We start from the raw sequence: 19,627 nt of genomic DNA, 5'->3' as shown, positions 1-19,627 counted from the left end.
TTAAGTGGAGGAATGAAGCATGTATAAAACATTTCTATTTGATTTAGATGGAACTTTAACGGATCCGAAAGAAGGGATTGTAAACTCGGTTTTATATGCATTAAAAAAAGTAGGAATTGAAGAAGTACATATAAGTGAGTTAGATTCATTTATAGGTCCTCCTATTCAGCAATCATTCATAGAGAGATATAATATGAGTGAAGGAGAGGTTGAACGTGCTGTTTTTTACTTCCGTGAGTATTTAAAGCAGCGTGGATTGTTTGAAAATAATGTATACGAGGGGATTCTGAAGCTCTTGCAACAATTAAAAAGTTCAGGGAATCGCATATTCGTAGCAACTTCAAAGCCCACTGTATTTGCGAAACAAGTTATAGAGCATTTTCGATTAACGAATTATTTCGAAGACATCATTGGAAGTAATTTAGATGGTACGAGAATAAAAAAAGAAGAAATAATTGCTCATATTTTACAAACACATGAAGAACTAAATAAAGAAGAAATGATAATGATTGGTGATAGAAAGCACGATATAATAGGTGCAAATCAGAATGGAATTGCTTCAATTGGTGTTTTATATGGCTATGGCTGTGAAAAAGAACTGACTGAAGTTAGTGCGACCTACATAGTGAAAGATGTTGAAGAACTGTATCATTTTTGTGTAGAGAAAAATTTAATACAGCAGTAAATATAGATTCTAGCAATCCCTTTATAACGTATGACGATGAATTCGTTTCTGTTTAAAGGGATTTTTCATATGTAATCGAATAATTATAATTAGACATTTTTAGCATAAAAATTTGTATGAATAAGAGGAGGGATGTCAGAATTGAAAGGTTAGTAGAAATTTATCAATAAAATTTAGAATATTCTGTTTAATGGAGGGGTAAAATTGGAGTTAGTTATTATATTATTAGCACTAAGTTTACTTATGTTCGTAGCATACAGAGGTTTTTCTGTTATTTTATTCGCGCCGATATTTGCATTATTTGCAGTATTTTTGACAGAACCTAGTTATGTATTACCTTTCTTTTCTAATATCTTTATGGAGAAAATGGTTGGATTTATAAAATTATATTTTCCTGTGTTTTTATTAGGAGCAATATTTGGAAAAGTAGTGGAAATGTCAGGAATTGCAGATTCTATCGCAAAAACAATTATTGAGTTAGTTGGTGAAAAACGTACTATATTAGCGATTGTATTAATGGGGGCTATTTTAACGTATAGTGGTGTTAGTGTGTATGTAGTAGTGTTTGCTGTTTATCCGTTCGCAGCTAAGTTGTTTCGACAAGCTAATATTCCAAAGCGTTTAATCCCTGGAACGATTGTTCTTGGAGCAGTAACGTTTACAATGGATGCGCTACCTGGATCACCACAAATTCAAAATGTAATACCTACAACATTTTTTAAAACGGATATTTATGCTGCACCGATACTTGGGATTGTAGGAGCAATTTTTGTTCTTACATTAGGTTTACTATATTTAGAGAGTAGACGTAAGAAGGCAAAAGCAGCAGGTGAAGGATATTTTGGTTTTAATGATGGAAATACTGAAATGGCAGCATCTTTGCAAGTAGAACAAAAAAATATGCCATTAATTAATAACATTGAAATCACAAGAGCGCAACAACTTATTGCATTTATACCACTTATTTTAGTAGGTGTAATGAATAAAGTGTTTACTATTATGATACCGAAGTGGTATCCAAGCGGTTTTGATTTTTCTGCAATTGGTATGAAAGCATTTGGAAAAGTAGAATTAAGTGCAGTAGTAGGAATTTGGTCTGTAGAATTGGCACTTATTATAGGGATCTTAACAACGTTATTATTATATTGGAAGCGAGTAGTAACAGGTTTCCAAGCTGGATTGAATACAAGTATTGGTGGAGCGCTACTTGCAACGATGAATACAGGAGCTGAGTTTGGATTCGGTGGTGTCATTGCAGCACTTCCAGGCTTCGCAATTATGAGAGATGGCATCTCTGCTACTTTCACAAATCCGTTAGTGAATGGTGCAGTAACGACGAATATTTTAGCTGGAATTACAGGCTCGGCATCAGGAGGAATGGGAATAGTATTAAGCGCAATGGGAGATAAATTTATTGCAGCGGCCAATCAATTTGATATTCCATTAGAAGTTATGCACCGTATCGTATCAATGGCATCAGGAGGAATGGATACACTACCACATAACGGGGCTATTATTACTATTCTTACAGTAACGGGATTAACACATAAACAGTCATATAAAGATATATTTGCTATTACTATTTTGAAAACGGTTGCTGTATTTTTAGTTATCGCATTCTATACTTTAACAGGACTCTATTAAAAAATTTGAATCGTAAAGATTCATCAAATCGATAATTTATATTATAAAATATTAATTAGGATAAGAAGGGGTGGGGGACTTGCAAGAGGTTTCTGAGTTTCGTATGCCAAAGTCGGTATTATATGGAAGGAATTCGCTTGAAAAACTGGGAGAACAATCAAAAAAGTTAGGGAAAAGAGCTTTTATAGTTACTGATACAATTATGGAGAAATTAGGATATGTTGAAAAGTGTATGCAACAACTAAATAAGAAAGGTATTATTGTTAGCACATATAATAAAGTGGATGCTGAGCCTACAAATATACACGTATTAGAAGCGTTATCTCTTTGTAAAGAGGAAAAGTGCGATTTTATTATCGGTATTGGTGGTGGAAGTTGTATTGATGCTGCGAAAGCGGTATCGGTTTTATATACAAATGGTGGAGAAGTTGAGGATTATGTCCAAAAGGATATTGAAATAGAAAACAATCCACTACCACTTATTGCAATTCCAACAACTTCTGGTACTGGTTCGGAAGTTACAAGTGTAGCAGTAATTACGAATAAAAAAACAGATGTAAAAATGATGATGAAGCATCCTAGTTTTATACCGAAAGTAGCAATTATAGATCCAGTTTTGACAAGTTCGTTACCACCACAAATTACGGCAGCAACAGGAATAGATGCGTTATGTCATGCGATTGAAGCTTATATTTCTAAATTTTCACAACCACTTACAGATGTACTTGCTCTTTCAGCTATTGAAAGTATTATGAAATATTTACGTATAGCATATGAAGATGGACATAATATGGAGGCAAGAGAAGCGATGATGATTGCTTCCTTACAAGCTGGAATTGCATTTTCGAATGCATCAGTTACATTAGTTCATGGAATGTCAAGGCCAGTGGGAGCATTATTTCATGTACCGCATGGAATATCAAATGCCATACTATTACCTACAGTGTTAGAGTTTACAAAAACAAGTGCAGTGAAAAGGTTAGCAAAAATTGGACGTAACTTAAATAAGGATTTGTATTCGAATTCTGATGAGGAAGTAGCAGACTACACGATTGGGGAAATAAAAAAGCTTTGCTATGATCTTCGTATTCCAAATTTAAAAGAATACGGTATCGATGAAATTGAATTTGAAAATGCTATCTCTAAAATGGCATCAGATGCAATTGAAAGTGGTAGCCCAGCTAATAACCCACGTGTTCCATCATATGATGAAATCAAAGAGTTGTATCGAGAGTGTTTTAATTATAAGTATAAAGAATTTATAAAAATATCAGATTATTAATTTCGGAATATTCTATAAAAATTTCCTTGGAAATGAAAGTACAATTATTCTATATTATTACGTTAAAACAAGACTTTATATTCCAAACTTAAAGTCTTGTTTTATTGTGTATAATATACATAATAAAACGTTGTTATTAGTTTTATAAAAAAGTTTAGGTAGGTGTTTATATGAAAACGATAGGTCTTATAGGTGGTATGAGTTGGGAATCAACTTCTGAATATTATCGAATTATTAATGAAGAAATAAAAGAGAGATTAGGAGGGCTACATTCAGCAAAATGTTTGATTAATAGTGTGGATTTTGAAGAGATTGAACGATGTCAGTCTAGCGGAGATTGGGATGGTGCTGGAGAAATTCTAGGGAATGCGGCATATTCATTACAAAAGGGAGGAGCAGACTTTATAATCATTTGTACAAATACAATGCATAAGGTAGTTGGAAAAATAAAGGCCAAAATTGATATTCCAGTCTTACATATTGCTGATGCAACTGCAAAAGAAATTAAAAGAAAAGACATTCAAAAGGTTGGTCTGCTTGGAACTAAATATACAATGGAGCAAGATTTCTATAAGTCACGTATTGAAGAGCATGATATAAAAGTAATAGTACCATCAGAAAAAAATAGAAAAGAAATAAATAAAGTAATATATACAGAATTATGTTTAGGAAAAATAGTATCTCAATCTAGAGAATATTATAAAAGAGTCATCGAAGAGTTAGTGCAAAAAGGAGCACAGGGAATCATATTAGGTTGTACAGAAATAGGGTTATTAATAAAGCAAGAAAACGTATCTGTCCCGATATTTGATACAACTCATATACATGCAATTGAAGCAGTCAAGGTAGCTCTAGATAGAGTATAATTATATTATGTAAACTTTATTCGTATATCTGGAAAACATTCAGAAAATATTTTATAATGTAAGTGGTTACATTTAAGGGGGAATGCGTATGTTTTCAGTTCAACCAATCGCATTTGTACATAATGAAAGAAAGGAAATAAAAGATGATGAGTGGGGAGAAGTAAGATCTCGTATAACTTTAACTGAAATGTATGCAGAAGAGAGTATACAAGGGGTTGAAGATTTTTCTCATATTGAAGTTGTTTTTTATTTTCATAAAGTAACTGACGAGCAAATTCAGTATTTTGCTAGACATCCTAGAAATAATAAGGATTATCCTGAAGTAGGTATTTTTGCACAGCGCGGGAAAAATCGCCCAAATCGCATAGGTGTAACAATTGTAAAGGTGATCAAAAGAGAAGGTAAATCAATTATTGTTGAGGGATTAGATGCTATTGATGGCACTCCTATATTGGATATAAAACCAATAATGAAAGAGTTTATGCCGACAGAAGAAATACACCAGCCTAAATGGGCAACGGATATAATGAGACAGTATTGGAAGGGGAATGGAGTAAAATGAGAATATATGAGGCAACAATTGCAGATTTAGATGGACTAGCATCAGTTTTTAATAACTATCGCATGTTTTATAGGCAAGATTCTGATTTAGAAGGGGCAAAAGTATTTTTACGAAATAGAATTGAGAAAAAAGAGTCTGTTATTTTCGTAGCAGTTGAAGACGGCGAATATATTGGGTTCACGCAACTATATCCATCATTTTCTTCTATTTCAATGAAAGAATTATGGATTTTAAATGATTTATTTGTACAAGCGGCGAAGCGTGGAGCCGGAACAGGTAAAAAATTATTAGAAGCTGCTAAAGAATACGCATTAGAAAATGGAGCAAAAGGTGTAAAGCTGCAAACGGAGATTGATAATTTATCAGCACAACGATTATACGCTGAAAATGGTTATTTGAGAGATAATCGTTATTTCCATTACGAATTAACGTTTTAAAAAATTAAGTTGAAAGAGACATTTTCAAGAAAAAGAATTTCTTTGTAATGAGAAATTCTTTTTTATTTTTGCCTAAATTAAAAAACATGACAAAAATAAAACGATATTTATTTATTGTTAAACAATAAATGTTGTGATAAAATTATGTTGCCATTAAATAAGTGAGGTATTATAAATGAATCTTAAACGAAGTTCAACAACGTTCTTAAAAGTAATTATTTTTCTTGCTGGAATTTCAGTACTTGCTTTATGCATATTTTTAGTGCCGGAAATGGCGAATTTCGCAGCAAATTTGTATCCTAATATTGCTCCGATGAAATATCTTGTTTTCATTGTGATGTATGGAGCAGCTGTGCCTTTTTACGTTGCTCTTTATCAGGCTTTCAATCTTTTACAGTACATTGATGAGAACACAGCGTTCTCGGAATTATCAGTAAAGGCGTTAAAGAATATAAAGCGCTGTGCAATTACAATCAGTGGTTTGTATGTATTAAGTTTGCCACTTTTTCATTTTATAGCGAAAAAAATGGACCCTCCTATTGGGCTAGTGGGACTCATTATCGTTTTTGCTTCGCTCGTTATCGCCGTTTTTGCTGCTATCCTCCAACGACTTCTACAAGAGGCAATTAACATAAAATCAGAAAATGATTTGACGGTCTGAGGTGGCGGATATGACAATCATTATTAATATTGACGTCATGTTAGCAAAACGAAAAATGAGTGTAACGGAGCTTTCGGAGAAGGTTGGAATTACGATGGCGAATCTTTCTATTTTGAAAAATGGGAAAGCAAAAGCGGTTCGTTTTTCAACATTAGAAGCGATATGTAAAGCTTTGGAGTGTCAGCCAGGGGATGTTTTGGAGTATAAAAACGATGAGAATACTCAATAAAAACAGATAACAAATGTAAATAATAGAAGTCAATAAAGAAGGGATAGCCACTAAGCTATTCCTTCTTTACGTTAATTGCTGTTACTAATAAAAAATATAATTTGAATTGCAATGTTTGCGTATCAAAAGGGAACTTGCTACCTTTTGAGGTGATCCGTTTTGTGGAAGACAATTATTTGCCAAAAAGGCTATTTAAACTATGTTTTAAATTATTTCGAGTGAATCAAAAACTTCATTTGTATTATAGTTGATTTAAAACCCAGTTCGTTGCATCTTCAAAGTTATCTGCAATGTAGTTTGGTTCAATATGTGCCCATTTGTCTCGGTACGTATGCAAAGCATCATATCCAGCGCCTGTTCGGACTAGAATCGTAGTCGCATTTACTTTTGCTCCTGCAACAATATCAGTCCAGCGATCACCAACTACAGCACATTGTGTTAAATTAAGTCCATGTTTTTTTGCTGCTTTAAGCAGCATGCCTGTACTTGGTTTACGGCATTCACAACCATCACCGTGTTTATGAGGACATACATAAATATCATCAAAACCGAAGCCTTCTAATTCTTGTACAAAATCGGCTACAGTTGCAATTCCATCTGCGATACCAGGTTGATTTGTGAAAGAGAAAATTTTTATATTTTTAGCTTTTAGTTTTTGCAAGGATGTTTTTGTGAATGGAAATAATGAAAAAGATCCTGGATAATGTATTGTAGTGTCACCACCAATTGTACCGTCACGATCAATGAAAATTGCTTTAATGTTTGTCATAGTTATAGTCCCTTCAATTTATAAGTAGTTTAAAAATGTTTTACAAATCTGTAGCCATTTACTTCATATCCTAATTTTTTGTAAAAAGGATGAGCTTCTACTCTTTTTGTTCCACTAACTAGCCATGTGCCAATGCAATTATGTTTCTTTGCTAATTGCTCGGCATAATCCATCAACACTTGTCCAATGCCTTTCCGTCGTATGTTAGAATCAACGCTAATAATTGAAATCTCTCCATAACGTGTTACATCTTCTAAATTTTCACGTATACGAAATCCAAGTAATCCAAATATAGCTTCTTCTTCCTCGTAAACATATAAAAAATCAAACGGACTCATTTGTACGAATTGTAATCGGTTGTTCATATCTTCATAGGAAATAGAGGAACCTTTTAATTCTTTCGTTAAAGAACAAAGTGCGTCTATATCATCTATCGTTGCTTCACGAATTTGAAAAGACATATTATCCACTCCAATAAAATGTAATCAAACATTTAATATTCTGTTAAAAAATGTTTTTTCCTGCTATGAAAATAAATATTTTATAATGATATATAGATAGTTATATGTTATTCTTTTCCTTGATTGTATTAGAAATGGAAAGAAGGGGAATGCATGTTAAAAGTAAATATCCGCTCAGCTGGATATGAAATGGGCGAAAAAATAATTCATGATATAGCTTTTTCTATCGAAAAAGGTGAACTAGTTGCTCTTATTGGAGCAAATGGTGCTGGGAAGAGTACGACGATTAAAACGATACTCGGATTACTTGTAAATATGGACGGTGAAATATCATTCGGTGAAAAGAAAAATCCGTATGCATACGTACCAGAACATCCAACATACTATGATTACTTGACGCTCTGGGAACATATTGAATTATTAATGGCAGCTCGTGGAAGTGAAATGGGAAGTTGGGAAGAACGAGCGGAACAATTATTACATACTTTTCGAATGAATAAGCATAAACATGAGTATTTATCAAAATTTTCAAAAGGCATGAAACAAAAATCGATGCTAATATTGGCGTTTTTAACTGAGCCAGATTTTTATATCATTGACGAACCTTTTATCGGTTTAGATCCGGTAGCTACGAAAGAGTTTTTAAATTATTTATATAAAGAAAAAGAGCGCGGGGCAGGAATTTTACTTTGTACGCACGTATTAGATACTGCTGAAAAAATTTGTGAAAGATTTTTACTCATTTCACAAGGTACATTAGTCGCAGATGGACATTTAGAATCTATTCAAATATTAGCGGAAATGCCGGGTAGTTCATTATTAGACTGCTTTGATGTAATTGTAAGGCGTGAACAACATGATTAAACAACAATTTTATAAGAGATTACGCCATGAACTCCAGCGGAAATGGAAGTCTATACGTTCGGTAACAGATTGGACAGTCGCATTATATATTATTATTCCAGCACTTATATTTATGGGAATCTATTATCGATCGCTATGGATAAATGAATTATCAACGGAAGAGACGATTTATTTCGGATTAGGATTACTCGCATTTTATCTAGTAACATATCCAAGAGGAGTTCGTTCATTTTTTGAGCAAGCGGATAGTTTATTTTTAATTTCGTATGCAACACATATGCGAAAATTAGTCCAGTATGGCATGATGTACACATTTGTTCGAATAGCGATAACGAATATAATAGTAGTCGTTATTATGTTACCGGTGTTGATGAAAAGTATCGAAGTAACAGAGATACAAGTCCTATTATTTTGGGTATTCTTTACTATATTTCGATTTATGTTGTCGTTGTTAACGAGATTTGTTCATGTACATGTGGGGAAACGATGGGTTTTATGGATTGTAAAAAATGTAGTATTTTCTATGAGCGTGTCCTTTTTTGGAATTAGTTTATTTTTTATTTATAAAAATCCGTTGTATTCAATTTTATTTATCGGTCTAGTAATTTTCTTAAGTAGTGTATTAGTAAAAGAGAAAATGAATTATAAAAAGTTCTTTTTTAAAGAAATCGAGAAAGAAAAGGAGGAAAGCATGCGCTGGACGAGCGGAATTATGCAAGTTGGTGGTCATGCGGCTAAACCGAGTAGTTCGAATAAAAAACCGTGGATGTTTCCGCGCTCTAAAAGACTTTTAGGGAAAAAAGCTGATTCTCGTATTGTCGAATCTTTTTTGAAAGAATTTTTCCGTACAAGTACTGCACGAATATTTTATATTCAAATTGTATGTATCAGTACTGCAAGTATAATTATGACTCCAAGGTGGATTGCAGCTATTGTTCTCGTATTTGCTGTAGTTGCAATTTCTCGCTATGCACGTGATTATTGGAATGAATTTACGAATAAGATGTTTCTTCGTTTATATTGTGATGAAGGGAAATTACTATTGTTAAGATGGAAGGCAGATCGTTATTTACTACTACCAGCAATACTTTTATATGGAATAGTTATACTTTCACAGTTTTATTTATTGCCAGCTGTGGTAGGCAGCGTTGTTTTTATTTTATTAATTGTATGGATTGTATTTCTACCATTAAAAAAGAGCCATTGACGGCTCTTTTTCTAGTCTGTAACACATTGATAAATAAAATATACTAAAACGAGTATGCTTGCGGCGGAATACATGACATCTAAAGTCATTCAAGTGCCTCCTCAATATCGTGGTATTAATATTGTATGAAATCTTACAATTTCATATTCAAGTGAAAAATATGTGAACGTTAACAAAATTGTAAAGTGCAAAAATTACAATCATTTTGTATAATAGAAGAAACCACCGTTATATAAAAAATAATGAGTGAAAGGGGAGGGAACATAAATGCCAAATTGGTTTAGAAAAACCTTAGTCGCATTAATTACCGTATTTACATTTGGTTTAGTGACGCCTCCTTCCATATTGCTTGATAATGCCAAAGCTGCGGACAAGCCTACGAGCACAGCTGGGCAACAAAGTTTGGAGAGTACGTCCTATACATATGAAGAAACGAATGACAGGTTAACCACCGATACTTTTATTACTTATGCGATGCAAGAAGCAGAGAAGCAGTCGATGCAAAAGTTTGGTACTAAAATTGGTCCAGTAATTGAAGATGAATTTAAAGATGTAATATTACCAAAGATTGAAGAGGCAATTGCTGAGCTTGCTAGTGATGTACCAGAAGATTCACTACAATCATTAGCGATTTCTCAAAAACCAGCTGGTGGGAATAATGAAAAGATTTTTCATGTCTACGATACGAAATCAGGAAATGATTTATTGCGTTTCCATGTAAGAAGAGATCATCCACCGCAAGATGGTTATTATTTTAATTTCCATTATCATCGTTTTGATGATGGATACTCAGGACATCATGAGTTAGGAAATATTTATTGGAATACGAATGTACCGCCGAAATGGCTTTCTTAAAAAGAACAAGAGAAAATCTTGTTCTTTTTTATTTTTATAGAAGGGACAGACAACCATGTTGTTGAATAACATAGGTTTAGAAAAAAGAAGCAAAGGGAGTATGGGAATGCAAAAATATATTGTTTTTGACTTTGATGGCACATTAGTAGATTCACAAAATATATTTGTACCAATTTATAATCAAATTGCTGAAAAGCACGGATATAAAACGGTAAGAGAAGAAGAAATTGAGTATTTACGCAAGTTAACGATGGCGGAGAGATGTAAACAACTCGATGTACCACTGTATAAACTACCGATATTAGCGCTGGAGTTTTATAAATTGTATCAACCTGCTATAAAAGATCTTATTTTGTTCCATGGGATGAAGGAAGTATTAGATGAACTACATAAAAAAGGCTACGGAATTGCAGTCATATCATCGAACTCAGAAGAGCATATTCGGGCGTTTTTACAAAAGAATGATATAGAAAATATACAAGAAGTGTATTGTTCTAAAAATTTGTTCGGTAAAGACAAGATGATAAAAAGATTTTTAAAATCGAAAAAGATAACAGAGAAAGATATGTTATATGTCGGTGATGAACAGCGAGACGTAGCAGCGTGTAAAAAGGCTGGAGTGAACGTAATTTGGGTATCTTGGGGATATGATGTTATTGAAACAGTGAAAAAAGATGCACCAGATTACATGGTTCATAAGCCGATGGAAATTGTGCAAGTAGTACAAGGAGCGTATTCTTAATATGAATACACTGCGAGCAGGCATTCATCATATTGAATTTTGGGTAGCAAATTTAGAGGAGTCCATTTCTTTTTATAATAAGTTGTTTTCCATAATTGGGTGGAGAAAGTTAAATGAAGTAGCATATAGCACAGGAGAAAGTGAAATATACTTTAAAGAAGTAGATGAGGAAATTGTAAGGACGTTAGGGCCTAGACATATTTGTTATCAAGCTATTCATAGAGAAGTAGTTGATGAAGTAGCAGATTTTCTTTCTAGTACGAAAGTGAAGGTAATACGTGGTCCAATTGAAATGAATCATTATTCGGAAGGTTACTATACGATTGATTTTTACGATCCGAATGGATTTATTGTAGAAGTTGCCTATACACCAAATGCAGAAATGTAAGGGGAATAGATATGAAGATAATTACAGCACGGCAAAGCAATATACAAATAGTAAAAGATGCAGCGAATATTGAAGAAATTTCTAAAGGTTTCTCTCCAGATAAGAAATATGTAATTACGAATGCAAATAATGAAAAATATTTATTTCGGACAGGCGATATAAAAGAGTATGAAAGAAAGAAAATAGAGTTTCAAATTTTAAATGAAATGGTAAAACGTAACGTACAGGCACAAAGGCCAATTGAAATAGGTATATTGGAAGAAGAAGGTGTATGCTATAGTATTTTTTCATATTTAGAAGGGGAAGATGCGAAGAAGCTATTGCCTACGTATTCACCAAAAGAACAATATGATATTGGTATAGAGGCAGGAAAAGATTTAGCAAAAATGCATACATTTGAAGCTCCTAAGGATATACTTCCATGGTATGAAAGAGCTATGAAAAAACATAGTAAATATGTAGAGGTATATAAAACATGCGGAATAAAAATAAAAAATGATGATAAAATCATAAAGTTTATAGAAGAAAATGAAATATATTTAAAGAGCCGCCCGAATCGATTTCAACACGATGATTTTCATTTAGAAAATATAATTGTACGGGATGGAAAATATGTAGGTGTTGTTGATTTTAATGGCTATGACTGGGGCGACCCAATTCATGATTTCGTAAAAATTGCACTGTTTGCAAGGGATATTAGTATTCCGTATTCAATCGGACAAATAGAAGGATACTTTAATAGGAAAATACCAGAGGAGTTCTGGAAATTATACACGGTGTACGTTGGCATGACAGTTTTCTCCTCAGTTGTCTGGACATTACGAGCAGCGCCGCATATGTTAGATGATATGTTGGAGCGTCTTACTATAGTTTTAGAGGATCATAATAACTTTGAGTTATCGAAGCCAATTTGGTTTCAACCAGATAAGATTGATATGAAATAGAAAAGGTAGGTGTGATTCGCACCTACCTTTATTTTTTAACATCAAGATACTTATTTAATTTTCTTAAATGTAAGCGGCTGAGTACTTAATGTAGCTGGTACATGTAACTGAAGGGATGGGAATTCACCACTTACATTCATTTCATAAGCGAATAATAAGCTCATTTTCATTTGGAATAAGTCAACTTTTGTGGAGAAGATGTCGTAATGATGATGCCCTAATTGAATATCCATTTCCATAAATTGTACATATAACGAATCATCTCGTTTGTATACTTGTAATGTTCCGTATGCAGGATGTTCAAAAGTACCAGTATAATCCTCTAACTTGTGCGAAGGTGTAGTCCCTTTAATTTGTTCAGGGAGGGATTCAGTTGCTTCTTTCATCATTTCCTTCATTTTTTTAGTATCTTCTACAGCACGTTTATGCCAATCAATGGATTCTAATTCAAGTAGTTCGTCATAAATTTGATTAGCGAGATAAGTAGGAAGTAATGTTCCTCCAGCATTCGTTAAAATAACAAGGCCTATGTTTTCTGTTGGTATGAATGAAACAAGCGCTGAAAATCCATCGATATTACCGCCATGATGAATCACTTTTTTACCACGATAAGCGCTAATAAACCAACCAAGACCGTAACTATTTAATGGAGATTCAGGGAGTGATAAAACCGGTTGGTCTGGAATTGAATTGTGTGGTGTATACATTTGTTGTAATAATTCAGAGGAGATTAATTCATGATCTCCAAATTTTCCTTCATTTAAGTGGAGAAGTACCCAATTTGCCATATCTTCAATTGTGGAATTAATACACCCAGCAGCGCCAACTGTATCGATGTTACGGAATGGAACTGCTTTTATTTCACCGTCATTTTCAATGTAAGGTAAAGCGTAATCATCTGTAGTTTGTGAATCGTTAACAGAGAAGTTTGTATGTCTCATATTTAAAGGTTCTAAAATATGTTCTGTAGTGTATTGCTCCCACGTTTGATTTGTAATGTTTTCAACAATGTAGCTAATTGTTGCATACATTAAGTTGTTATATAGAAATGCAGTCCGGAACGGTGCATCAAGTGGTAAATGTTTTATTTTTTCAACGAGATCTTTTCGAGATAAGGAAGAACTGTACCAAAGAGTCTCATGACGACTCACTCCAGTTCGATGAGAAGCTAAATCCCGTCCTGTAACTTGTGAGCTAGCAAGTAGTTCAGATAAAGTAAAGTTAGGTATATAAGACGGGACAGGAGCATCCCAATTAAACTTTTTTTGCTGTGCTAACAAGCTTAATGAAAGTGTACCAAACGCTTTCGTTGAGGAACCGATTGCGAATCGAGTATTCGGTGTAACAGCCTCTTTTGTTTCTATATTACGATAGCCGAAACCTTCTGAAAGAATAACTTCACCGTCTTTTATAACAGCGACAGCAACACCAGGAACATTTAAATCCTTCATCATTTTTTCAACCGTGGTTTGTAAAGAAGTCATAACAGGTGTTTCAATTTTAGACATATTTCTAACCTCCAAATATAAATTTTGATCTACCGCACTATACTTTCGGTAATAGAAAATGAAAACCTTTTAAAATATGGAAAGTTAATAATTTTGTAAGAATTAGCATAAGAAATTTTATTAATTAAGATTATTAAATTTACCATTTTTCATGTTATGATAAATTCCATATACGATTGAAAGAAGGTTTTCCTACATATGAAACATGCTGAAAATGAATACTTAAATTTATGCCGCCATGTAATGGAACATGGTACGAAGAAAGAAGATCGTACAGGGACAGGAACTGTATCTGTATTTGGATATCAAATGCGTTTTGATTTGAGCAAAGGATTTCCTTTATTAACGACAAAAAGAGTACCATTTCGCCTTGTAGCAAGTGAACTACTTTGGTTTATGAAAGGTGATACAAATATTCGCTATTTATTGCAGCATAATAATAACATTTGGAATGAATGGGCGTTTAAGAGCTGGGTAGAAAGTGATGAGTATACTGGTCCTGACATGACTGATTTTGGTCTTCGCTCACAACAAGATGAAGAATTTAAAGTACAGTACGATGAGCAAATGGAATTGTTTAAAAAGAACGTTTTAGAAGATGATGAGTTCTCAAATAAATATGGTTATTTAGGAGACGTTTACGGTAAACAATGGCGTGCTTGGAAAACGACAGCTGGTGAGACACTTGATCAATTAAAAGATGTAATTGAAATGATTAAAAAAACACCAGACTCACGTCGTTTAATCGTTTCTGCTTGGAATCCTGAAGACGTACCGAGTATGGCATTACCGCCTTGTCATACATTATTCCAATTTTATGTAGCGGACGGAAAACTTTCTTGTCAGCTATATCAAAGAAGTGGTGACATATTCCTTGGAATTCCATTTAACATCGCAAGTTATTCACTACTAACACATTTAATTGCACATGAATGTGGTCTTGAAGTAGGAGAATTTGTTCATACAATTGGAGATGCACACATTTATACGAATCATTTTGAACAAGTAGAAAAGCAATTGGCACGTGAACCACGTCCATTCCCGAAACTTACATTAAATCCAGATGTGAAATCTGTGTTTGATTTTGAAATGGAAGATTTAACGATTGAAGGATACGATCCGCATCCAGCAATTAAAGCACCGGTTGCAGTATAATTGTAGAGGAGATGAAAAAATGATTGTTTCATTTATGGTCGCGATGGACGAAAATAGAGTAATTGGTAAAGATAATAATTTACCTTGGCGTTTGCCGAGTGAATTACAATACGTGAAGAAAACAACGATGGGTCACCCGCTTATTATGGGAAGAAAGAACTATGAAGCGATTGGTAGACCACTGCCTGGAAGACGTAATATTATTGTAACTCGTAATGAAGGGTATCATGTTGAAGGTTGTGAAGTTGTTCATTCTGTAGAAGAAGTGTTTGAACTATGTAAAAATGAAGAAGAGATTTTTATTTTTGGTGGAGCGCAAATTTACGACCTCTTTTTACCTTATGTAGACAAGTTATATATAACAAAAATCCATCATGCATTTGAAGGAGATACATTCTTCCCAGAAATGGATATGACAAATTGGAAAGAGATTTTTGTAGAAAAAGGTTTAACGGATGAAAAAAACCCGTATACGTATTATTACCATGTATATGAGAAGCAACAATAATAAAAAAGATTGATGTGAGAATTCGCATCAATCTTTTTATTTATATTCACCAATATAAGTTTATAGATGAGATTCGATAGTGCTATAATGATAGGTAGCATGTAAAAATGCTAAAATTTTCAAAAGTACTAATATAGAAAGAGGAGGAGAATCGATTGAGAAAGATATGGGGGATTCTTTTTCTTTGCTTAACATTCATGTTAGTTGGATGTGGTAAAGAAGAAAAACCACAAGAAGCGTTTGATACATATGTAAAAGCGTGGAATAAACAAAAATTTGCAGATATGTATGATCAACTATCAAAAAATGCAAAAAAAGATATTTCAAAGAAAGAGTTTACTGAGAAATATGAAAAAATTTATTCTGGTATCGAAGTGAAAGACTTAAAGGTAGAAACAGGGGAAGTAAAAGAAGATAAAAAAGATGAAGGTCCTGTTCCTTTTAAAGTAAGCATGGATACAGTTGGTGGTAAAATCACATTTGGTCATGAAGCAAAAATGGTGAAAGAAAAAGATGGAGATAAAGAATCTTGGAAAATAGATTGGACTCCTGATTTTATTTTCCCTGGCATGACGAAAGATAGTAAAGTGCGTATGCAGACAACACAGCCAAAACGTGGTGAAATATACGATCGTAATGGAAAAGGTCTTGCAACGAATGGGAAAGCTTCTGAAATCGGATTGATTCCTGAAAAGTTAGGCGATACTGCTCCGCAAACGAAAGAAACAGTAGCGAAGTTATTAAATATGTCTGTAGAAGAAATTGATCAAAAATTAGCTGCTAAATGGGTAAAACCAGGGTATCTCGTACCAATTGGAATTTTGCCTGAAGGGGCAACACAAAATACGTACATTGATTTACCAGGTGTTTCAACAAAACCTGTAAATGTTCGTACATATCCGTTAGGGGAAGCGGCAGCTCATCTGACTGGTTATATTGGAAAGGTAAATGCTGAAGATTTAAAAACGCTACAAAAGAAAGGCTATCAAGCTGATGACCCAGTTGGTAAAGCTGGCTTAGAGCAAGTATTAGAGGAAAAGCTACGCGGTAAAAAAGGTGGCCGTGTCTTTGTAGAAGATGCGCAAGGAAAAGAAATTAAAAATTTAGCAAAAACAGATGCTGTTGATGGAGAAAATGTAACTTTAACTATTGATAGTGCTGTTCAAGAAAAAACGTATAATGAAATGAAGGGCGAAGCTGGTTCAAGTGCAGCAATTAATCCGAAAAGTGGAGAAACAATTGCACTAGTAAGTAGTCCAGCATATGATCCTAATATAATTGCACGAGGGACATCGAAGGCACAACGCGAAGCTTGGAATAATGATCCGAAAAAACCAATGACAAATCGCTTTACACAATTGTCGGTACCAGGTTCTGTATTTAAACCTATTACAGCTGCAATTGGTCTTGAAACGAAAACGATTGATCCAAAAGAAGAGTTGAAAATTGAAGGATTAAAATGGACAAAAGATTCTTCTTGGGGTAATTACTATGTAACGCGTGTGAAAGATGCAAATCCGATTGATCTTGATAAGGCGATGAAATACTCGGATAATATTTACTTCGCACAAGAAGCTTTGAAAATTGGAAAAGACAAGTTTATGAGTGAAGCAAAAAAATTCGGATTCGATGAGAAACTACCAATTGAATATGGATTCCCTGCTTCTAAAATTGCAAATGACGGCATTAAAAATGATATTCAAATGGCAGATACGGGATATGGACAAGGACAAGTATTAATGACTCCTCTTCATTTAGCTTTAACGTATGCGCCAATTGTAAATGATGGAACGATTCCGTCACCGTATATTATTAAAACAGATAAACAACCAAAAGCTTGGAAAGAAAATGTAATTTCTAAAGGAAATCAGGATATATTAAAAACTGCAATGACGAAAGTAATTAATGATCCAGATGGTACAGGGAAAATTGCTAAAATTGATGGCATGACTCTTGCTGGAAAAACAGGTACAGCGGAATTAAAAGTATCAAAAGAGGCCGAAGGAAAAGAACTAGGTTGGTTCGCTGCATTTGATTTAAATTCCCCAGATATGGTCATTACAATGATGATTGAAGATGTAAAAGGTAGAGGCGGAAGTAATATTCCAGCTGAAAAAGTAAAACATGTATTTCAAAAATAATATGTAATAGTAGGCTATCTCTATAAGTTGTAGAGGTAGCCTTTTTATATGAAAGAGTTCTTAATATCTGTATACTGAATTTTAAGGAAACAAAGTAAATCTAACTTACGAAAAAAAAGTAGCTATTTTTTATTGACATTGATTAAAACTTTTTGTATTATACTTACATAAGGTAAGTTATTAACTTTTAAAAAACAAATCTTGAATTAAAGATAAAGAGAAAAAAGGGAGAGAATACAATGACAAAAGTACTATTTATCACAGCAAATCCAAATTCAGCAGAAGGTTCTTTCGGAATGGCAGTAGGGGAAGCTTTCATCGAAGCTTATAAAAACGAACATCCACAAGACGAAGTTGTAACAATTGATTTATTCAACACTACAGTACCAGCAATTGATGCAGATGTATTTGCTGCTTGGGGTAAATTTGCAGCAGGTGAAGGCTTTGAAGCTTTAACTGAAGTTCAACAACAAAAAGTAGCAGCAATGAACACAAACTTAGAAACATTTATGAATGCAGATCGTTATGTATTCGTAACTCCAATGTGGAACTTTAGCTATCCACCAGTAGTAAAAGCATACTTAGATAACGTAGCAATCGCAGGTAAAACATTCAAATATACTGAAAATGGTCCAGTCGGCTTATTAGAAGGTAAAAAAGCACTTCACATTCAGGCAACAGGTGGCGTATATTCTGAAGGAGCATACGCAGCTGTAGACTTCGGTCGCAATCACTTAAAGACTGTATTAGGATTTGTTGGTGTAAATGATACTGAATATATCGCAGTTGAAGGTATGAATGCAAACCCTGAAAAAGCACAAGAAATTAAAGAAGCAGCAATTGCTAATGCTCGTGAATTAGCAAAACGTTTCTAATATAGAATGCTTAAAAAGTCCGAACACTTGCTGTTTGGACTTTTTTTCTTCTTTTTCCTTCGTTTGTCTAGTATAATGAAGGTCGGAATGATAATAGGTGGGGGTTCTGTATGATTCAAACGTTTTTTAAAATCTTTTATTTAATTTTAATCGTAATTGCGATTACACCGAGAATGTGGCGTCTTAAAAGACAAGTAAATACGATGGCGCCAAAAGAAAAAGATAATGCTGTGTATAAAACGACAAATTGGTTTGGTAAGAAAATGGTACGTGTAGCTGGAGGGGCAGTAGAAGTGAAAGGACTTGAAAATGTTCCGAAAGACAAGCCAGTACTAGTTGTAAGTAATCACCAAAGTAATATGGATATCCCTGTTTTACTAGGTTACTTAAATAAACCAATTGGATTCGTTTCAAAAGCAGAGATTAAAAAGTTCCCAGTTGTACCAACTTGGATGGAACTTATGAATTGTGTATTTATGGATCGTAGCGATCGTCGTCAATCTCTTCAAGCGATTAAAGATGGAATTGAACTATTAAAGAATGGACATTCTATCGTAATTTTCCCTGAAGGAACGAGAAGTAAGGGTGGCGAAGTTGGAGAGTTTAAGGCTGGTAGTTTTCATCTGGCAGTAAAGTCAGGTGTAGCAATTTTACCTGTAACGTTAGATGGTACATATAAGATGTTTGAAGCGAATGGAAATCGTATGAAGCCAGCTCATGCAACAGTAACAATTTCTAAGCCGATTACACCTGAAGATTATGCGAATATGGATATTAAAGAATTAACGAAGCATACACAGGAAGTTATCGCATCACAATTACATAAGTAATAAAAAAGGATTCA

At 33.8% G+C, this 19,627-nt stretch carries 22 protein-coding genes; 19 read left to right on the top strand and 3 right to left on the bottom strand.

Annotation, left to right across the window (positions count from 1 at the left end; genetic code table 11):
• The first annotated feature begins 19 nt into the window (after positions 1-19).
• From ACTFR8_RS03650 to ACTFR8_RS03615, 8 genes are all read left to right on the top strand, one after another.
• Entirely contained in the window at positions 20-685 is a 666-nt protein-coding gene (locus ACTFR8_RS03650) for an HAD family hydrolase (protein WP_030025512.1), read from the top strand.
• 204 nt (positions 686-889) lie between these two features.
• Positions 890-2,329: a GntP family permease gene (locus ACTFR8_RS03645; RefSeq protein ID WP_000424327.1), complete on the top strand. Its 1,440-nt coding sequence runs from the start codon at positions 890-892 to the stop codon at positions 2,327-2,329.
• 79 nt (positions 2,330-2,408) lie between these two features.
• Complete coding sequence (locus tag ACTFR8_RS03640; protein WP_252209948.1) at positions 2,409-3,611, top strand: iron-containing alcohol dehydrogenase; 1,203 nt, start codon at positions 2,409-2,411, stop codon at positions 3,609-3,611.
• Positions 3,612-3,781: 170 nt separating this feature from the next.
• Positions 3,782-4,477, top strand: a complete 696-nt coding sequence (locus ACTFR8_RS03635) for an aspartate/glutamate racemase family protein (RefSeq protein ID WP_000848569.1) — start codon at positions 3,782-3,784, stop codon at positions 4,475-4,477.
• An 88-nt stretch (positions 4,478-4,565) separates the two neighbouring features.
• Entirely contained in the window at positions 4,566-5,039 is a 474-nt protein-coding gene (locus ACTFR8_RS03630) for an SAM-dependent methyltransferase (protein ID WP_000493255.1), read from the top strand.
• Entirely contained in the window at positions 5,036-5,476 is a 441-nt protein-coding gene (locus ACTFR8_RS03625; protein ID WP_001223866.1) for a GNAT family N-acetyltransferase, read from the top strand. Before ACTFR8_RS03630 ends, ACTFR8_RS03625 begins: the two co-directional genes overlap by 4 nt.
• 175 nt (positions 5,477-5,651) lie before the next feature.
• The gene (locus ACTFR8_RS03620; protein WP_001050149.1) at positions 5,652-6,137 is read left to right on the top strand and encodes a DUF2975 domain-containing protein; all 486 of its coding nucleotides are present in this window, start codon (positions 5,652-5,654) and stop codon (positions 6,135-6,137) included.
• Between the two features lie 10 nt (positions 6,138-6,147).
• Positions 6,148-6,366 (top strand): helix-turn-helix domain-containing protein, encoded by a 219-nt coding sequence (locus tag ACTFR8_RS03615; protein ID WP_000152535.1) that lies wholly within the window; start codon positions 6,148-6,150, stop codon positions 6,364-6,366.
• A 241-nt stretch (positions 6,367-6,607) separates the two neighbouring features.
• Here ACTFR8_RS03615 and ACTFR8_RS03610 read toward each other — a convergent pair whose 3' ends face one another.
• Both ACTFR8_RS03610 and ACTFR8_RS03605 read right to left on the bottom strand, forming a co-directional pair.
• The gene (locus ACTFR8_RS03610; protein ID WP_000181772.1) at positions 6,608-7,135 is read right to left on the bottom strand and encodes an HAD-IIIA family hydrolase; all 528 of its coding nucleotides are present in this window, start codon (positions 7,133-7,135) and stop codon (positions 6,608-6,610) included.
• A gap of 29 nt (positions 7,136-7,164) precedes the next feature.
• On the bottom strand, positions 7,165-7,596 hold the full coding sequence (locus ACTFR8_RS03605; protein ID WP_000009776.1) for a GNAT family N-acetyltransferase: 432 nt from the start codon (positions 7,594-7,596) through the stop codon (positions 7,165-7,167).
• Between the two features lie 153 nt (positions 7,597-7,749).
• Between ACTFR8_RS03605 and ACTFR8_RS03600 the strand changes: the two genes are divergently transcribed.
• The 6 genes from ACTFR8_RS03600 to ACTFR8_RS03575 all read left to right on the top strand — a co-directional run bounded on the left by ACTFR8_RS03600 (position 7,750) and on the right by ACTFR8_RS03575 (position 12,596).
• Positions 7,750-8,460, top strand: a complete 711-nt coding sequence (locus ACTFR8_RS03600; protein WP_000921914.1) for an ABC transporter ATP-binding protein — start codon at positions 7,750-7,752, stop codon at positions 8,458-8,460.
• Positions 8,453-9,667, top strand: coding sequence for an ABC transporter permease (locus ACTFR8_RS03595; protein ID WP_000595456.1), 1,215 nt, complete (start codon positions 8,453-8,455; stop codon positions 9,665-9,667). Before ACTFR8_RS03600 ends, ACTFR8_RS03595 begins: the two co-directional genes overlap by 8 nt.
• Positions 9,668-9,934: 267 nt before the next feature.
• Complete coding sequence (locus ACTFR8_RS03590) at positions 9,935-10,522, top strand: YpjP family protein (protein ID WP_001134421.1); 588 nt, start codon at positions 9,935-9,937, stop codon at positions 10,520-10,522.
• A 106-nt stretch (positions 10,523-10,628) separates the two neighbouring features.
• On the top strand, positions 10,629-11,264 hold the full coding sequence (locus ACTFR8_RS03585) for an HAD family hydrolase (RefSeq protein ID WP_001987851.1): 636 nt from the start codon (positions 10,629-10,631) through the stop codon (positions 11,262-11,264).
• 1 nt (position 11,265) lies between these two features.
• Positions 11,266-11,652 (top strand): VOC family protein, encoded by a 387-nt coding sequence (locus ACTFR8_RS03580; protein ID WP_001094668.1) that lies wholly within the window; start codon positions 11,266-11,268, stop codon positions 11,650-11,652.
• A gap of 11 nt (positions 11,653-11,663) precedes the next feature.
• Entirely contained in the window at positions 11,664-12,596 is a 933-nt protein-coding gene (locus ACTFR8_RS03575; RefSeq protein ID WP_000692082.1) for an aminoglycoside phosphotransferase family protein, read from the top strand.
• A 50-nt stretch (positions 12,597-12,646) separates the two neighbouring features.
• On the opposite strand, the gene ACTFR8_RS03570 is transcribed toward ACTFR8_RS03575, so the two are convergent.
• On the bottom strand, positions 12,647-14,104 hold the full coding sequence (locus ACTFR8_RS03570) for a serine hydrolase (protein ID WP_000034352.1): 1,458 nt from the start codon (positions 14,102-14,104) through the stop codon (positions 12,647-12,649).
• 198 nt (positions 14,105-14,302) lie between these two features.
• Between ACTFR8_RS03570 and ACTFR8_RS03565 the strand changes: the two genes are divergently transcribed.
• The 5 genes from ACTFR8_RS03565 to ACTFR8_RS03545 all read left to right on the top strand — a co-directional run bounded on the left by ACTFR8_RS03565 (position 14,303) and on the right by ACTFR8_RS03545 (position 19,613).
• Positions 14,303-15,259, top strand: a complete 957-nt coding sequence (locus tag ACTFR8_RS03565) for a thymidylate synthase (protein ID WP_000679609.1) — start codon at positions 14,303-14,305, stop codon at positions 15,257-15,259.
• A 19-nt stretch (positions 15,260-15,278) separates the two neighbouring features.
• Entirely contained in the window at positions 15,279-15,767 is a 489-nt protein-coding gene (locus ACTFR8_RS03560) for a dihydrofolate reductase (protein WP_000637206.1), read from the top strand.
• A gap of 155 nt (positions 15,768-15,922) precedes the next feature.
• A complete protein-coding gene (gene pbpC, locus ACTFR8_RS03555; RefSeq protein ID WP_001227243.1) occupies positions 15,923-17,908 on the top strand; it encodes a penicillin-binding protein 3 in 1,986 nt (661 codons plus the stop codon).
• 239 nt (positions 17,909-18,147) lie between these two features.
• A complete protein-coding gene (locus ACTFR8_RS03550) occupies positions 18,148-18,783 on the top strand; it encodes an FMN-dependent NADH-azoreductase (RefSeq protein WP_000170025.1) in 636 nt (211 codons plus the stop codon).
• A 110-nt stretch (positions 18,784-18,893) separates the two neighbouring features.
• The gene (locus ACTFR8_RS03545; RefSeq protein WP_000616577.1) at positions 18,894-19,613 is read left to right on the top strand and encodes a lysophospholipid acyltransferase family protein; all 720 of its coding nucleotides are present in this window, start codon (positions 18,894-18,896) and stop codon (positions 19,611-19,613) included.
• Positions 19,614-19,627 lie beyond the last annotated feature (14 nt).

Origin of the sequence: Bacillus cereus group sp. MYBK15-3, from assembly GCF_051916765.1 — a bacterium.
Taxonomy (GTDB): domain Bacteria; phylum Bacillota; class Bacilli; order Bacillales; family Bacillaceae_G; genus Bacillus_A; species Bacillus_A cereus.
This window is presented reverse-complemented; position numbering and strand designations above follow the sequence as displayed.

What these genes read in the sequence shown, in the direction of transcription:
- ACTFR8_RS03625 (WP_001223866.1), top strand. Translation starts at nt 5,036, where the DNA reads ATGAGAATATATGAGGCAACAATTGCAGATTTAGATGGACTAGCATCA.
- ACTFR8_RS03560 (WP_000637206.1), top strand. Translation starts at nt 15,279, where the DNA reads ATGATTGTTTCATTTATGGTCGCGATGGACGAAAATAGAGTAATTGGT.
- ACTFR8_RS03585 (WP_001987851.1), top strand. Translation starts at nt 10,629, where the DNA reads ATGCAAAAATATATTGTTTTTGACTTTGATGGCACATTAGTAGATTCA.
- ACTFR8_RS03590 (WP_001134421.1), top strand. Translation starts at nt 9,935, where the DNA reads ATGCCAAATTGGTTTAGAAAAACCTTAGTCGCATTAATTACCGTATTT.
- ACTFR8_RS03610 (WP_000181772.1), bottom strand. Translation starts at nt 7,135, where the DNA reads ATGACAAACATTAAAGCAATTTTCATTGATCGTGACGGTACAATTGGT.
- ACTFR8_RS03630 (WP_000493255.1), top strand. Translation starts at nt 4,566, where the DNA reads ATGTTTTCAGTTCAACCAATCGCATTTGTACATAATGAAAGAAAGGAA.
- ACTFR8_RS03570 (WP_000034352.1), bottom strand. Translation starts at nt 14,104, where the DNA reads ATGTCTAAAATTGAAACACCTGTTATGACTTCTTTACAAACCACGGTT.
- ACTFR8_RS03605 (WP_000009776.1), bottom strand. Translation starts at nt 7,596, where the DNA reads ATGTCTTTTCAAATTCGTGAAGCAACGATAGATGATATAGACGCACTT.
- ACTFR8_RS03620 (WP_001050149.1), top strand. Translation starts at nt 5,652, where the DNA reads ATGAATCTTAAACGAAGTTCAACAACGTTCTTAAAAGTAATTATTTTT.
- ACTFR8_RS03615 (WP_000152535.1), top strand. Translation starts at nt 6,148, where the DNA reads ATGACAATCATTATTAATATTGACGTCATGTTAGCAAAACGAAAAATG.
- ACTFR8_RS03545 (WP_000616577.1), top strand. Translation starts at nt 18,894, where the DNA reads ATGATTCAAACGTTTTTTAAAATCTTTTATTTAATTTTAATCGTAATT.
- ACTFR8_RS03650 (WP_030025512.1), top strand. Translation starts at nt 20, where the DNA reads ATGTATAAAACATTTCTATTTGATTTAGATGGAACTTTAACGGATCCG.
- ACTFR8_RS03550 (WP_000170025.1), top strand. Translation starts at nt 18,148, where the DNA reads ATGACAAAAGTACTATTTATCACAGCAAATCCAAATTCAGCAGAAGGT.
- ACTFR8_RS03565 (WP_000679609.1), top strand. Translation starts at nt 14,303, where the DNA reads ATGAAACATGCTGAAAATGAATACTTAAATTTATGCCGCCATGTAATG.
- ACTFR8_RS03635 (WP_000848569.1), top strand. Translation starts at nt 3,782, where the DNA reads ATGAAAACGATAGGTCTTATAGGTGGTATGAGTTGGGAATCAACTTCT.
- ACTFR8_RS03580 (WP_001094668.1), top strand. Translation starts at nt 11,266, where the DNA reads ATGAATACACTGCGAGCAGGCATTCATCATATTGAATTTTGGGTAGCA.
- ACTFR8_RS03575 (WP_000692082.1), top strand. Translation starts at nt 11,664, where the DNA reads ATGAAGATAATTACAGCACGGCAAAGCAATATACAAATAGTAAAAGAT.
- ACTFR8_RS03600 (WP_000921914.1), top strand. Translation starts at nt 7,750, where the DNA reads ATGTTAAAAGTAAATATCCGCTCAGCTGGATATGAAATGGGCGAAAAA.
- ACTFR8_RS03595 (WP_000595456.1), top strand. Translation starts at nt 8,453, where the DNA reads ATGATTAAACAACAATTTTATAAGAGATTACGCCATGAACTCCAGCGG.